Annotated in this window: 17 protein-coding genes; 15 read left to right on the top strand and 2 right to left on the bottom strand. The window is 31.7% G+C overall.

Annotation, left to right across the window (positions count from 1 at the left end; translation table 11 throughout):
• The coding region (locus B5E87_RS07980) for a transposase (RefSeq protein ID WP_143746890.1) at nucleotides 1–378 on the top strand (378 nt) is incomplete at its 5' end.
• A 194-nt stretch (nucleotides 379–572) separates the two neighbouring features.
• On the opposite strand, the gene B5E87_RS07985 is transcribed toward B5E87_RS07980, so the two are convergent.
• Complete coding sequence (locus B5E87_RS07985; protein ID WP_087244402.1) at nucleotides 573–1448, bottom strand: helix-turn-helix domain-containing protein; 876 nt, start codon at nucleotides 1446–1448, stop codon at nucleotides 573–575.
• A gap of 370 nt (nucleotides 1449–1818) precedes the next feature.
• Between B5E87_RS07985 and nrdD the strand changes: the two genes are divergently transcribed.
• The 13 genes from nrdD to B5E87_RS08050 all read left to right on the top strand — a co-directional run bounded on the left by nrdD (nucleotide 1819) and on the right by B5E87_RS08050 (nucleotide 13879).
• Nucleotides 1819–3999 carry an anaerobic ribonucleoside-triphosphate reductase gene (nrdD, locus tag B5E87_RS07990; RefSeq protein ID WP_087244403.1) on the top strand — a complete coding sequence of 727 codons (2181 nt, stop codon included), beginning with the start codon at nucleotides 1819–1821 and terminating at the stop codon, nucleotides 3997–3999.
• Between the two features lie 2 nt (nucleotides 4000–4001).
• On the top strand, nucleotides 4002–4523 hold the full coding sequence (gene nrdG / locus B5E87_RS07995) for an anaerobic ribonucleoside-triphosphate reductase activating protein (RefSeq protein ID WP_087244404.1): 522 nt from the start codon (nucleotides 4002–4004) through the stop codon (nucleotides 4521–4523).
• Nucleotides 4524–4608: 85 nt separating this feature from the next.
• Nucleotides 4609–5268, top strand: coding sequence for a GyrI-like domain-containing protein (locus B5E87_RS08000; RefSeq protein WP_224759478.1), 660 nt, complete (start codon nucleotides 4609–4611; stop codon nucleotides 5266–5268).
• A gap of 28 nt (nucleotides 5269–5296) precedes the next feature.
• On the top strand, nucleotides 5297–6055 hold the full coding sequence (gene xth / locus B5E87_RS08005) for an exodeoxyribonuclease III (protein ID WP_087244405.1): 759 nt from the start codon (nucleotides 5297–5299) through the stop codon (nucleotides 6053–6055).
• The gene (gene yfcE / locus B5E87_RS08010) at nucleotides 6052–6591 is read left to right on the top strand and encodes a phosphodiesterase (RefSeq protein WP_087244406.1); all 540 of its coding nucleotides are present in this window, start codon (nucleotides 6052–6054) and stop codon (nucleotides 6589–6591) included. The genes xth and yfcE overlap by 4 nt, the downstream gene beginning before the upstream one ends.
• A gap of 67 nt (nucleotides 6592–6658) precedes the next feature.
• Nucleotides 6659–7369, top strand: coding sequence for a GntR family transcriptional regulator (locus B5E87_RS08015; protein WP_087244407.1), 711 nt, complete (start codon nucleotides 6659–6661; stop codon nucleotides 7367–7369).
• Nucleotides 7370–7651: 282 nt separating this feature from the next.
• Entirely contained in the window at nucleotides 7652–9061 is a 1410-nt protein-coding gene (locus B5E87_RS08020) for a PTS sugar transporter subunit IIC (RefSeq protein ID WP_087244408.1), read from the top strand.
• Nucleotides 9062–9178: 117 nt separating this feature from the next.
• Complete coding sequence (locus tag B5E87_RS08025) at nucleotides 9179–9703, top strand: hypothetical protein (protein ID WP_087244409.1); 525 nt, start codon at nucleotides 9179–9181, stop codon at nucleotides 9701–9703.
• 96 nt (nucleotides 9704–9799) lie between these two features.
• Nucleotides 9800–10666, top strand: a complete 867-nt coding sequence (locus B5E87_RS08030) for a tyrosine-type recombinase/integrase (RefSeq protein ID WP_241147150.1) — start codon at nucleotides 9800–9802, stop codon at nucleotides 10664–10666.
• A gap of 51 nt (nucleotides 10667–10717) precedes the next feature.
• A complete protein-coding gene (locus tag B5E87_RS08035) occupies nucleotides 10718–11710 on the top strand; it encodes a DUF7309 domain-containing protein (RefSeq protein WP_087244411.1) in 993 nt (330 codons plus the stop codon).
• An 83-nt stretch (nucleotides 11711–11793) separates the two neighbouring features.
• Nucleotides 11794–13395: an ABC-F family ATP-binding cassette domain-containing protein gene (locus tag B5E87_RS08040; RefSeq protein WP_087244412.1), complete on the top strand. Its 1602-nt coding sequence runs from the start codon at nucleotides 11794–11796 to the stop codon at nucleotides 13393–13395.
• 92 nt (nucleotides 13396–13487) lie between these two features.
• On the top strand, nucleotides 13488–13694 hold the full coding sequence (locus B5E87_RS08045; RefSeq protein WP_087244413.1) for a hypothetical protein: 207 nt from the start codon (nucleotides 13488–13490) through the stop codon (nucleotides 13692–13694).
• Nucleotides 13673–13879, top strand: a complete 207-nt coding sequence (locus tag B5E87_RS08050) for a hypothetical protein (protein ID WP_143746891.1) — start codon at nucleotides 13673–13675, stop codon at nucleotides 13877–13879. Before B5E87_RS08045 ends, B5E87_RS08050 begins: the two co-directional genes overlap by 22 nt.
• Before the next feature lie 333 nt (nucleotides 13880–14212).
• Here B5E87_RS08050 and B5E87_RS08055 read toward each other — a convergent pair whose 3' ends face one another.
• A complete protein-coding gene (locus tag B5E87_RS08055; RefSeq protein ID WP_087244415.1) occupies nucleotides 14213–14719 on the bottom strand; it encodes a flavin reductase in 507 nt (168 codons plus the stop codon).
• Nucleotides 14720–14795: 76 nt separating this feature from the next.
• On the opposite strand from B5E87_RS08055, the gene B5E87_RS08060 reads away from it, so the two are divergent.
• Nucleotides 14796–15719 carry an alpha/beta hydrolase gene (locus B5E87_RS08060; protein WP_087244416.1) on the top strand — a complete coding sequence of 308 codons (924 nt, stop codon included), beginning with the start codon at nucleotides 14796–14798 and terminating at the stop codon, nucleotides 15717–15719.
• Nucleotides 15720–15737 lie beyond the last annotated feature (18 nt).

Here is a 15737-nt window from a genome sequence, read left to right on the forward strand (position 1 = left end):
GAATATCTGCAAATCAAACAAAAAATGACAAGTGATGAAGGTTGCGAAGGCTGTCCATTCATTGATGAATGCTGTAAAAACAAGAAACATCAGAAAATCCTGACAAGAGATGCAGTGCTGGATGAATTCTATGCAGTTGTAGATGAAAATCTATCAACGAAACTTGGAAAAGAATTAAAGAAACAGAGAAGCGTACAGGTTGAAGGAGCATTTGGAGTCATCAAGCAGGACATGAAATTTACAAGATTCACAAGAAGAGGACTAAAAAATGCGAAAATGGAATTTCTCATTGTATGTCTAGGCTATAATTTAAGGAAATATCATAAATATCGCCTGAGAAGTGAGAAAGAAAAAAGGAAAAAATTGCTTCTCAATTAAAAAGATATGCACATGAAAAAAACGAATTTTGAGCGATATAGGGATATTGCGCCCAAAAATAGGAAAAATAGAAGAAAAATTAACAAAAATAATACATCTTGAAATCAGAAGAAGAGAAAAGATGTTTTTTTATTGCCTAAAAACAGAAAAAGAAAAGAGTTGAAACAAAATCAACTCTTTAAAAAGTTATTTCGTTACAGCCCCGACTGTGCATCATTATATTCTCTTCTAAAAGCAATCATAAATGTTGGCACTGTAAAATGAACTGTAAGCAGACAGGCTCCACCTTTAGTGCCTTCAACCGTATCAATCTGGACAACAGGCATGTCAGGATTTTCTTCTATAAAATTCTTGAAGTCCTCGTACCTTCTTCCATCCATGCATTTTGAATCAATTTTGTATCTTGAAGGTTTCTTTCTTTTTTTATAGGTTACCTGTCGAGGAAGATCGATGTTTCTCACTTTCAATATGCCAGCATCAATAATCTTATAGAGAGTCTTTTCGCTAAACATGATCTCGTTCTTATGATGAATGTAGACATGATGAATGGATTGACCCTGCTGGGCAATCAGTGGATAGAGCAGCTCATTAAGATGATTGATTTCATCCTGAGTAATAATGATGCCTCTGCGTGATTCAGAAAGCCTTTCTTCATATTTTTTGTTGGCCTCAAGTGCATAATAGATATGCTTTGTCAAAGTACATTTTTTCATGTCAGGACATCCGTTGCAGACATATGGAGGCTTAGAAAGCCTAGGGCATATTTCTTCCACATAGCTGCCGCATTCGTAGATGCAGCGCGTACAGGATCTGCAGAGCTGAGATTTCATAACTGGACAGTTGTCACAGGCAGAATTACGTTCCTTGCATGTATATCTGTAAAGACAGTTATTGAAGGAACGACCAAATGCACCAGTTTTACGAACAGAAAGATTCTTTTTGACCTCTTTAGAAATGGTAGTACAATCCTTATCGAGTTTCTTGGCAATGGCCTTGAAAGAATCGTTATTTTTTAGACCATTTTCAATTGTGATTCTATCAAGAGCAGTTAAATGTTTCTGATTAGCCATGATGAGCACCTCCAGTAGAAGGAATACCCACTATTATTATAAAAGTTTGCAGAATTAAATTCTATCATTGGATTTGTAAAATTAAATTCCATATAAATTGATTTAGGGATGGAATTTAGTTTTTCAATTTACGTTATTTTCTTGAGAATTATGTGCTTTATACTTTTATTTTGTCGATGAATAAGCTATAATAGATTCATACAAGTTTATAGAAAACAGATACATAAATCAAAAAGTATTGATATAATCAATGCTTTTTGATTTTGTTTGTGGAGAATTAAAAAAATCTTGAGTGATGGTGTATATTCCTTTTATTCAAAAGATGAATATGATAAACTAACAATTACAATAACAAGGAGGAAGGGTTTTTATGAAAATTATTAAACGTAATGGATCTGAAGTCTTATTTGATCAAACGAAAATTACTGCAGCGATTGAAAAAGCCAATAATGAAGTTGTAGAAACAGATAGATTATCAGACGAAGATATTGATAATATTACAAATAATGTGAAGTATCAATGTGAAAAAATGAAAAGAGCGCTAAATGTTGAGGAAATTCAAAATCTTGTTGAAAATGAAATTATGAAATTGAATGCTTTTGCAGTAGCGAGAAAATATATTACATATCGTTATATGAGAGCATTAGTGCGTAAATCAAATACAACAGATGAACAGATTTTAAGCTTGATTGAATGTGCTAATGAAGAAGTTAAACAAGAAAATTCTAATAAGAATCCAACTGTTAATAGTGTTCAAAGAGATTACATGGCAGGAGAAGTCAGCAAAGATATTACAAAACGTCTATTATTACCAGGACATATTGTGAAAGCTCATGAAGAAGGAATCATTCACTTTCATGATTCAGACTATTTTGCTCAACATATGCATAACTGCTGTTTAGTTAATCTTGAAGATATGTTACAAAATGGAACTGTCATCAGTGAAACAATGATTGAAAGACCTAAGAGCTTTTCTACAGCCTGCAATATTGCAACACAGATTATTGCACAGGTTGCAAGTTCACAATACGGGGGACAAAGTATCAGTTTATCTCACTTAGCTCCTTTTGTTGATGTCAGTCGTCAAAAATTCAGAAAAGAAGTAAGAGAAGAATTTGAACAGGAAAATATTCCTGTCAGTGAAGAACAAATTAATGAATTGGCTGAATATCGTGTGCGTAAAGAAATTAATCGTGGTGTTCAAATGATTCAATATCAGGTTATTACGTTAATGACAACAAATGGTCAAGCACCATTTGTAACTGTCTTTATGTATTTAAATGAAGTCCCTGATGGACAAATCAAAGATGATTTAGCTTTAATTATTGAAGAAACATTAAACCAAAGAATTTTAGGTGTTAAAAATGAAAAAGGTGTTTATGTAACACCAGCCTTTCCTAAATTAATCTATGTTTTAGAAGAAAATAATATTAGTGAAGACAGCAAATATTGGTATTTAACTGAATTGGCAGCAAAATGTACAGCGAAACGTATGGTTCCAGATTATATTTCTGAAAAGAAAATGTTGGAATTAAAAGTTGATAAAAATGATGAAGGACATTGTTATACATGTATGGGATGTCGTAGTTTCTTAACACCATATGTTGATCCTGAAACAAATAAACCTAAATATTATGGACGTTTCAATCAAGGTGTTGTGACAATCAATCTTGTGGATGTTGCCTGCTCTTCTAAAGGTGATATGAAAGAGTTCTGGCGTATTATGGATGAAAGATTGGATTTATGTAAAGAAGCGTTAATGTGTCGTCATAATCGTTTAAAAGGAACTGTCAGTGATGTGGCACCTATTTTATGGCAATATGGTGCTCTAGCAAGACTTAAAAAAGGTGAAACAATTGATAAATTATTATATGGTGGATATTCAACAATATCATTAGGTTATGCGGGTCTTTGTGAATGTGTCAAATATATGACAGGAAAATCACATACCGATCCAGATGCAACACCATTTGCATTAGAAGTAATGCAACATTTAAATGACGCCTGTGCAAAATGGAAAGAAGAAGAAAATATTGATTTTAGTTTATATGGAACACCTATTGAATCAACAACATATAAGTTTGCAAAATGTTTACAAAAACGTTTTGGAAAAATTCCAGGTGTGACTGATAAAAACTATATTACAAATAGTTATCATGTTAATGTTACTGAAGAAATTGATGCTTTTACAAAATTAACATTTGAATCACAATTCCAGAAATTATCACCAGGAGGAGCTATCAGCTATGTTGAAGTTCCAAATATGCAAGATAATATTGAAGCCGTTTTAGCTGTGATGAAACATATTTATGAACATATTATGTATGCAGAATTAAATACAAAGAGCGATTACTGCATGGAATGTGGTTATGATGGAGAGATTCAAATCAAAGAAGATAAAGATGGAAAATTGATTTGGGTATGTCCAAACTGTGGTAATACAAATCAAGATAAAATGAGTGTTGCTAGACGTACATGTGGATATATTGGAACACAATTCTGGAATCAAGGGCGAACACAAGAAATTAAAGAACGTGTTCTTCACTTATAAACATGAAGTATGCAACAATTAAAACAGTAGATATAGCCAATGGAACAGGAGTGAGAGTTTCACTCTTTGTTTCTGGCTGTACTCATCGTTGCCCTGAATGTTTCAATGAGATCGCATGGGATTTTAATTATGGACAGGAGTTTAACCAAGAAACAATTGATTTGATTTTAAAAGCATTAGAACCAAGTCATATTGCGGGATTAACGCTTTTAGGCGGAGAACCTATGGAACTTGTTAATCAGGAGGGATTGTTACCTTTATTACAACAAGTTCGAAAAATGTATCCTGATAAAGATATTTGGTGTTATACAGGCTATCTTTATGAAGATCTGTTACCAGGTGGCAAGGTGCATGGACCTTACAGTGATGAAATATTAAGTTATCTTGATATATTGGTTGATGGACCATTTATATTAGCTCAAAAAAATATTCGTTTAAAGTTTAGAGGATCTGAAAATCAAAGAATTATTGATGTTAAGCGTACAAATCAATCTCGCCAAATTGTTTTGTGGGATGAAAAGTGATTTTAAAAAAATCGCTTTTTTTGTGTGAAAAATAAAAAATGCGAAGATAAAAAATAAAAAAATCCTAAAATAAGTGGATATTTTTATGAAAATTATATATAATGTAAAGGCGATGGAAGGAGGATTCTTAGTGAAAGAAGGCATTAGAAGAGAGTATAAAAAACAATATGATGCTTCAACAAAAAGAATAGATGTTGTAGATGTGCCAGAGTTTAATTTTCTGATGGTTGATGGAATCGGAAATCCAAATGTGGAAGAATTTAAGTTAAAAGCAGAGGCTTTACATATATTATCGAAAGCAATTAAAGATTATTTTAAAGAAGAAATGGATTTATTATATCTCATTTCTCCATTAGAAGGATTATGGGATACATATGATAACAGTCAGTTTGATGTGACACGAAAAAAGATGATTAAATTTACATTAATGATTGCTCAACCTAAAGTTCTTGATGAGCAGACTTTTGAAACAATTAAGGAAAATATAACATTAAAAAAAGATAATCCTTATCTTGTTGATGTTTATTTAAAAAGGTTTAAAGAAGGACGTTGTGTGCAGATGATGCATAAAGGAGCTTATAATACAGAAATTAATACAACCAAACAAATTATGGAATATATTACAATTCAGGGAATGAAATTAAGTGGTTTTCATCATGAAATTTATTTAAATGATCCTGAAAGAAATCCAGTGGATAAACTCAAAACAATTGTAAGATATGCTATTGAAGAAGAGGGGGTATAACCCCTTTTTTATATCAAAGGAGGATATTATGTTATTTGTATCATGGAATGTGAATGGCTTAAGAGCATGCTTGAATAAAGGATTTCAAGATTTTTTCTTATCAGTTGATGCTGATATTTTTGCGATTCAGGAAACAAAACTTCAAAAGCATCAGCTTGATTTACAGTTTGATGGTTATGTCTCTTATTATAATGATGCCCTGAAGAAAGGATACAGTGGGACGGCTATTTATACAAAGAGAGAACCTCTTTCAGTCAGTTATGGTTTAGGTAAGGAAGAACATGATCAGGAAGGTCGTGTGATTACTTTAGAATATGAGAATTTTTATTTTGTTACTGTGTATACGCCTAATTCTAAAAGAGGCTTAGAACGTCTAGATTACCGCCAAGTGTGGGAAGATGCATTTAGAGAATATGTGAATACATTAAAACAGAAAAAATCTGTTGTGATTTGTGGCGATTTGAACGTGGCTCATCAGGAAATTGATTTAAAAAATGATAAAACAAATCATAAAAATGCTGGATTTACAGATGAAGAAAGACAAAAATTTACAGAATTACTAGAGAGTGGATTTATTGATACTTTCAGATATAAATATCCAACTTTAGAAAAATATTCTTGGTGGTCTTATATGTTTAAAGCAAGAGAAAAAAATGCTGGCTGGCGTATTGATTATTTTGTTGTATCAGATAATCTAAAAGAACAGATTCAAGATGCTTATATCTATAATGATGTATTTGGATCAGATCATTGTCCAGTCGGTGTTGAATTGGAGGGATTGCAATGAAATTCATGATTGTTTCAGATATTCATGGCTCATATACAGATTTAAAGAGAGTTATGGAGATTTATGAAGAAGAAAAAATGGATAAATTGGTTTTATTAGGTGATTTATTATATCATGGTCCTAGAAATCCTTTACCAGAAGGCTATCAGCCTCAAGAAGTCATGAAACTCTTGAATGCTTATAAAGAGAATATTATAGCAGTACGAGGAAACTGTGATGCTGAAGTGGATCAGATGGTATTGGAGTTTCCTATGAGAGGGGATTATAGTGAACTTTATTTAGATGGGCATCGTTTCTTTTTTACACATGGACATTTATATGATGAAGAACACTTACCTATGTTAAAGGCGGGAGATGTCTTTATGTATGGTCATATTCATAAACCAGTGTTAAAAAAAGAAAATGATATCACGATATTTAATCCATCCTCTATATCTTTGCCAAAGGCTGGACAGAAAAGCTTTGGTATCTATGAAAACGGTGAATTGAAAATTGTATCTTTTGATAAAAAGGTGCTTCAAAGTATAAAAATATAAAAAAATAGAAAAAAACCGTGAAATTAAATCAAAAGTATGGTATTTTTATATTGATAGGGGTGAGTATATGGCTAAGTACAGAGATATTGCTGATGATATTCGTCAAAAAATAAAAAATCAAGAATATACATTTGGTCAAAAACTTCCCTATGAGTATGTTTTATGTATGAGCTATCATTGTAATAAAGAAACAATGAAAAAGGCCTTAGATATATTGGTCAAAGAAGGACTCATTATCCGTCGTCGTGGTGCGGGGACGTTTGTGAAGGATTATGATCCTGCCATGGATAATCCTGTTAGTAAATTTGGACGTGGTTTGACGGCACAATATGAAGGAATTAAAGAAGTCACAAGTGAAGTTCTGGAATTTGAAGTTGTTCCAGCGGATGAACATTTATCAGAGAAATTACAGATAGATGTTGGTGATTTTGTCTATCATATTATAAGGCTCAGATTTTTAGATAAAATTCCTCATTTAATTGATATTACATATATTCCCATTAGTGTTGTTCCTAATTTAAAGTTACAGCATTTAAAAGGATCTGTATATGGATATATCGAAAAAGTTTTAAAGTTAAAAATCCAAAGCTGTCATTTAACGATTAATGCAGCTTTATCTACATCTTTAGAACAACAATATTTGGGATTAAAAGAAAATGAGCCATATATTCAAGAAGAACAGATTTCTTTTTTAAGCAATGGTTCTATTTTCGAATATACACTCTCAAGACAGCATTTTTCTCATTTTGAATTTCAGACTGTTATAGTACAACAATAGCTATCCTAAGGGATAGTTTTTTACTAGAAAGAGTAGTCGGTATGATTAATGATTAAAAGACAAATATTTATAAAAAATGGCATAGTTATTCATATTTTGAGCAAAAAATACAAAAAAACAACTAAAAAACAGGTAAAATAAAATAAAAAATAAGTAAAAAAACACTGTTAAAACCGTCTTTTATTGGAAAAGTACCATACTTTTGATATAAAAGCATTGACTTTTAATAAAAAAAATTTTATACTTATATTGTCAAAAATATTTTAAGGGAGGAAAAATTTTATGGATGCTTTTGCTGATAAGCTAGGGCGCATTGGAGCATGGGCTGGACAAAACAAATATCTTGGTGCCATCAAAAATGCGTTCCAAAACTTCATGCCAGCAACTATTGCTGGTGCCATTGGTGTTCTTTGGACAAACGTATTAATTACCGATGCTGTTGTCAATGGTGCACCTCAAGGGCTAGGTGGGTTAATTCCTGCTGTTATGGTTTTAGAACCAATTAATGCTGTATTCAACGCAATACAGTTCTGTTCAATTTCATGTATCGCTATTGGAATTGTTATGTTAGTTGCTCAAGAAATTGGGGAAGCTAACGGTGAAACTGGAGCTTTTCCAGCTATTTTAGGATTTATGTGCTGGGCTATGGTTACTCCAACTGCACATGCAGTAACTGGATTAACTGCTTACACTGATGCAGCTGGTACTGCTGTTACAATCGGAACAGTTTTAGAACAAGCTGGTGTTGATTTAGCTGGTGTAGGGACTTTCACTGGTTTTGCTGGAAGCTATATGGGAGCTACTGGTTTATTTACTTCATTGATTATTGGTATTTTAGGGCTTGAAATTTATAACTTCTTCCGTAAAAGAGAAGGATTAAAAATCAAAATGCCTGATCAAGTACCTCCAGGTGTTGCTCGTGCATTCGAAGTTTTAATTCCAACATTCTTAACTTTATTAGTTGTTGGTGTTATCGGATGGGCTGTACAAATGGCTACTGGTGGATTATATTTCAATGATGTTATTTCTACTTATTTACAACAACCATTACAAGATATCATTGGTGCTAATATCGTAGCAGTTATGTTAATGTATGTATTAATCTCATTATTCTGGTTAGTAGGTATTCATGGTAATAACATGTTATCTGCTGTTAAAGAACCAATCTTCCGTCCAATGTTATATGCAAATACAGCTGCATTTACTGCTGGAAAACATGGAGCAGAAATCCCTAATGTATTGAACTTAACAATGTTACAAATGTTCGCTGAATGGGGAGGTTCTGGGGTTACTTTAGGTTTAGTTATTGCAATCTTTATCTTTGGTAAACGTGAAGATAACCGTGCAATTGCTACATTATCTATCGTTCCAGGTCTTTTCAATATCAATGAAACAGTTACATTTGGTATTCCATTGGTATTAAACCCAATCTTAGGTATTCCATTTATTCTTGCTCCAGTAGCATGTATCTTCATCGGATGGTTATTAGTTACTATTGGATTCTGTCCAAAAATCGTTATCGAAGTTCCATGGACAATGCCACCATTATTATTAGGATTCTTAGCAACTGGTGGAAATTTCATGGGTGCTGTTTCACAAGTTATCGTTATTGTAGTATCTACATTAATTTATATTCCATTCGTAATTGTTTACGAAAGATTCCAAAACAAACAAGCTGCTGAAGCTGAATAAGATATTAAACGATTTTGAAAACTTAAAGAGCGGAATTTCCGCTCTTATTTTTTTAAAGTTTAAATTGTTATTTATATGCATATCGTGTATAATATTCAAAGGGAAGTGAGGAGTTTTATGGAAGAAGAAGTTAAAGAGTTTAAAGTGCGAATGAATACTGCAACAATTATTTTTCTTACTGCATTAGCATTCTATACTGTGTTTACAGTTTTCACGCAGGATAAACAGACTGCTTTGGTTATTGTCGTTTTTGCAATTGTTTGTTTTGCATTTTTCTTAGGATGTAGACCAAACAAATATACTATACATAATAGAGAATTAACAATTCATTATTATTTGTGGAAAAATAGTCATGTAGATTTAATGAACTGTGATACAATTTGTGATCCTGTTCCACGTATGGCTGACTTAGTGACAAGACCACATGCAATTGAACTTTATACAAATACAAAGAAAAGATATTGCTTTTTTCCAAAGAAAAGAGTTGAATTTGTACATGCAGTTGTAAAGGCTAATAAAAGAATTCATTGTACAGTTAAAGAATATACAGATGTTTATAGAATCTTAGAAAAGAAAGATCGTAAAGAAAGAAGAAAAGCAGAGAAAAAAGCTGCAAAAGAAGCTGCACAATCAAAGAGTTAATAAAGCGAGTATATAATCATAGAATTGATTATGTACTTTTTTTTCTCCTGAAATATGTCATTTTTTATGTATAATGAATAGAAGGAGGATATAATTATGCAATTAACATTAGAACATTTATCTTTTTATTTGAATCAATGTGAAAATAAACGTTTAAGCTGGCATACCTTAAAGGCTTATCGCATTGATTTAAAACAGTTTTATTCATTTATGATGAATAAGGATATGAATAAGCGTGAAATATCTTACTATATTCATTATCTGAATCATCATTTTAAGCCTAAGACAGTCAAACGCAAATTAGCGAGTTTACATGCTTTTTTTGAAGATATGGTCTTTTATGAAATAATTCAAGAGAATCCAATGGACAAAATAAGGTATAAAATTCAAGAAGAAAAGACTTTACCACGCATTATTCAATACCATCAATTACAGGATTTATTTCATCGTTTAGATCAAGATCAGCACTTTTTTATAAAAAGAGATAAAGCCGTGATTGAATTGCTTATTTCTACAGGAATTAGAGTTTCTGAATTATGTGCTATTAAAAATGAAGATATTTATTTAGAAGAAAAGTATCTCATTATTTATGGCAAGAATGCAAAAGAAAGAGTTATATTTTTAGGTGAGGAAGTTTATCTGGCATTAAAAGAATATGAACAGGCTTTTCATGACAGGATTAGTGAGCAGGAATATTTTTTTATCAATAATCAATATCATCGTTTAACAGATCAGTCTGTTCGTCATATTATCAATAGATATACAGATGATTTTCATATCACACCACATATGTTTCGCCATACCTTTGCCACAATGCTTTTAGAGCAGGATGTTGATATATCATATATCCAAAAGATATTAGGTCATAGCTCTATTACAACAACCAGCATTTATGCCTATGCTTCTATTCAAAGACAAAAAGAGATTATGATGAATAAAAATCCAAGGCAACTTATTAAATAATATTTCTTTTTTATATATTTTCATATATGATAATGATGAGGTGATAACAATATGCAAAGATATGAAGTCTGGCGACAATTATATACATATGCAGATGAGTGGGTACAGCTAAAACCATGGGAAGTCTTATGGAGTAATGATTTTGTTGCTTTAGAGATTAATGAGAAAACATATTATTGTACAATTATGGGGAAATTAGGTGATTGTATTGGGGTATCTATATATGAAGGAGAAGAGGGATATGCAGATTTATGTAGTATAGCTCATGAATATCCAGATCAGGCTATTGCGCAATATATGATGTTTGAACAAAATTGTTTAACATTTTATATGGGAGATCGCGAAGAGGTTCCAAAAGGTCAAAAAGAAATCATTAAAAAATTAGGATTAAAATATAGAGGAAAAGGACATTGGCCATATTTTCTTTCATTTGTGCCAAGATTTTATCCTTATGAAATTAATGATCAACAGGCAAGTGTGATTGTACAAGTTTTTAAGCATCTCATTCCACTTATGAAAGCTTATATGAATCACGAAGTTGCTGTGGATTTTGATAATGGTGAGATACTTTTTGCTCATGATCATCATGGTTGGAAATATGAAGCTATACAAAGACCTGAAGAACAAGAAAAATTCTATGTTGTAGATTTGGAAGATCAGCAATATCTCAATTATTTAAAAGAGTTACCACAAACGCAAAATCAGTATATCATTGATTTGGCATATTTATCTGGTGGTTTTATAGATGAAAGATATGATCGTCCAGTCAGTTCACTTGTTTTATTAGTTATGGATTTGCTTTCACAAGAAATTATTAATATATATATGTTAAAACCTGAAGATGATGAAGATTCTATATGTATTCAACAATTGAGTAAAGTTATAGAAAAATTTGGGAAACCACAGGAAATTTTTGTTAGAAATCCAAGAGTTTATAGCTCATTAGTTTCTATTTGTGACACATGTCAAATTGATGTACATATTACATCATTACCAATGATGGATGACGTTTTGGGTCAAATGGAAAGCTTTATGCAAATGTAATATGATTCTTTATACTCTTTCATTGCAAAAATATATCTTTCATGTATAATAGAATGGACTTGTCAAAAAGGAGAATTAATAAAATGATAGCAACTCAAAATGTGTCTTTGCGATATGGTGATCGTGCTTTATTTGAAAATGTATCTATTCAATTTACTGAAGGAAACTGTTATGGAATTATTGGTGCCAATGGGGCTGGTAAATCTACTTTTTTAAAGATTTTATCAGGAGAAATTGAACCGAATAAAGGTGAAGTTGTGATAACACAGGGACAGAGATTATCTGTATTAAAACAGGATCATTTTGCTTATGATGATCAGGAAGTTTTAAAAACAGTTTTAATGGGAAATAAACGTCTTTATGAAATTATGTTAAGAAAAGAAGAGCTTTACAGCAAAGCTGACTTTAATGATGAAGACGGTATTGAACTTGCTGAACTTGAAGGTGAGTTTATGGAAATGGATGGCTGGAATGCTGAAACAGATGCTGAAATTCTTTTAAATGGATTAGGTGTAACAGGTGCATATCATCACTTGCTTATGAAAGAATTAGGTGACCAACAAAAAGTCAAAGTTTTATTGGCACAGGCCTTATTTGGTAATCCTGATATTTTATTGTTGGATGAGCCGACTAACCATTTGGATTTAAAAAGTGTCACATGGTTAGAAAATTTCTTATTGAATTTCCCTAATACAGTCATTGTTGTTTCTCATGATAGACATTTCTTGAATAAAGTTTGTACGCATATTGCGGATATTGATTATAGTAAAATTCAGTTATATATAGGAAATTATGATTTCTGGTATGAATATTCTCAGATGATGTTAAAACAGGCAAAAGAAATCAATAAAAAAGCTGAAGCAAAGAAAAAAGAATTGGAAGAATTTATTGCGCGTTTTAGTGCCAATGCTTCTAAAGCAAAACAGGCAACATCACGTAAAAAATTATTAGATAACTTAGAGATGGTAGATATTAAACCATCATTAAGAAGATATCCATTTATTGGTTTTACACCAGATAGAGAAGTTGGAAATATTGTTTTAACTGTTGAAGATTTAGGATACAGTCAAAATGGTGAACAAATCTTTGATCATGTCTCATTTTCTATTTCACCAAAAGATAAAGTTGCTTTTGTTTCAGATCATGAACTGGCAGTGACAACTTTCTTTAAGATTATCATGGGTGAAATTACAGATTATACAGGAACTTTCCAATGGGGAGTGACAACATCTCAATCATATTTCCCAAAAGATAACAATGAATTTTTTGATGATTGTGATTTAACGCTTGTTGACTGGTTAAGACAATATGCTGGAGATGATGCTTATGAACAAGATTTAAGAGGCTGGTTAGGAAGAGTCTTATTTTCTGGAGAAGAAGCTTTAAAGAAAGCAAATGTCTTATCAGGTGGAGAAAAAGTCAGATGTATGCTGGCAAAAATGATGATGGCAAATGCAAACGTTCTTGTTTTGGATGAACCGACCAATCATTTGGATTTGGAATCTATACAGGCTCTTAATGAAGGATTAATTCGTTTTAAAGAAAATGTTTTATTTGCTTCTCATGACCATCAATTTGTACAAACAATTGCGAATAGAATTATTGAATTAACACCACAGGGATGTATTGATCGTTTATCAACATATGATGAATATTTAGAATATAAAGAAACTTTAGAAAATTAAACAATAATCAAGCTTTTTTAATTCTTATCTGGTATGATTTCAAAAGAGAGATAATAATCATAAATTAAAGATTGATAAAGGAGACGATGTTCATGATTTCATTTCAAAATATTGCGATAACTCAAGATATGCATGATTGTTTGATTCCAGAAGATCTCAAGGCAGATGTTATTTATTATTTAAAAAAAGCTCATATTCCCTATAAATCTATACCATGCAAAGAAGTCGAAGATGGTCCTGCTAAAGAGAAAGCAATCAATCAATATAGACAGGCAGGATGTCGATCTCATTTGCATTGATGGGTATTTTACAAGTTCCGATACAATCAGATGTTATGTTTCAGCAGATCTGTCAATTCTTTGGTCCACAGATAGACTTTGATTTTGCGATTCAAAAACAAAATATTGAAAAGAAATCTGACGAAATGTACGAAAAGTGTTATAAAGACTGGTTACAGGAAGGAGAAATTCCTGTCAAAAAATAAGACTTATAAAATATGAAAGATTTAGGAATTATCTTTGCATATGATGATGCTTTTCGAGCAATCCGATTAGCAATGAATATGGAAACATATTTAAATTATGCTTGAGAACGTTTAACTGAAAAAGCAAAAGAAAAAGGTGGCAATGCTGTTTTAGGCATATGTTTTGATTTAAGAGATACATGAAAGCCCATGTTAATGGGAACAGTCGTTATATGAGAAGATGAGTAAAGTGATGTGTATGCATCACTTTTTTTGAATAGATTTTCAAAATATCGGAAACAATAGATAGTGATGTTTTATTTATGAAAAAACAAGCATATATAATAAAAAGGCTTATGTTCTTTGAACATAAACACCTTTTATTTTAGCAATATAAACACGGTGATAATCCTGATCAGGATACCATTTTGTATCTAGAGATGTATCTTTAAAGTTTTCAGGTTTAATGTCATCTTCATAGATTTTTTCAACAATGAAGACCAAACGCGCTTCTTCAAATGTAGGTACGCCATCAATATATGTGGTATGGAAATGAACATGATTGATTTTATCTTGATCACGTCCAGAAACTGTACCTAAAATAGAAAGTTCTTTCTTATATCCATTAAAAAATGATAGAGAGAAGCATTCTTGCTGGTCAACAAACTGTTTTGTATAGCGTTGTGGACGGATAAATGCATAAACAACGTTTTGTCCCCATAAAACACCCATACCGCCCCAAGAAGCTGTCATCGTATTGACTTTTTGATGATCACCAGCCGTTATAAGCATCCAGTCTTTGCCAATGGCCTGAAAAGTATTCATATCTAGAGTATTTATATCTATTTTTTCAAATGCCATCATTCTTCCTCCTTTTTCCTGATTATAACATAGTATATGCAAAAAATATGAAATATAAAGAGGTGAAACCATAAAAATGAAAAAAATCATCAAAATCATTTCAATCATTATCTTGATTTTGACAATATTTATCATGGGTATCACTTTATATATTGGAAATTATTTATATGACTATACCCTCAATCCCCATTCTAATCATACCTTATTTGATAGTGAACTTTATCAAAAAGATACCCAAGATGCTCAAAAATGGTTAGAAGATAAGAGTGTTCATCTTTCTATTTCAAGTTATGATGATCTTTTTTTACATGCTTATTATATTGAACAAAATAATCCCATTTATGCCATTATGGTGCATGGGTATCGAGGAGATAGTTCTAGCATTATTTCACCTGTCAAACATTTTTATGAGCAGGGATATAATCTTTTGATTCCTGATTTACGTGGTCATGGGCAAAGTGAAGGAGATTATATTGGAATGGGTTGGGATGATCGTTATGATATTATGGGATGGATTGACTATCTTGTATCTCAAAATCCACAGGCTCAAATTATTTTATATGGTGTTTCTATGGGTGGAGCTACGGTCATGGATGTAGCTGGAGAAAATTTACCATCACAAGTGAAGGCTGTTATTGAAGATTGTGGTTATACGAGTGTCTGGGATGTTTTTCAATACCATATTCCTATGAAAAAGTGGCAAAGTGAAGTGGCTTTGCATATGGCAAGTCTTGTGACTCAAATAAGAGCAGGCTATGCTTTGGAAGATGTTCAACCTATTCAACAGGTTCAAAAAAGTCAGATTCCTATTTTATTTATTCATGGTCAGGACGATGATTTTGTCCCCGTGGATATGATAGATGAACTATATTTAAAAGCCAATTGCCCTAAAGAAAAACTTATTATTAAAGGAGCTGGTCATGCTCAAAGCTGTTCTACTGATGCGAAAACATATTATCAGACTATTTTTCAATTTATTCATCGTTATACAAAAAAATAGATGTTATCAAACATCTAT

It is taken from the genome of Massilimicrobiota sp. An142, from assembly GCF_002160725.1.
In the GTDB taxonomy this organism is placed as follows: Bacteria; Bacillota_I; Bacilli_A; order Erysipelotrichales; family Coprobacillaceae; genus Allocoprobacillus; species Allocoprobacillus merdigallinarum.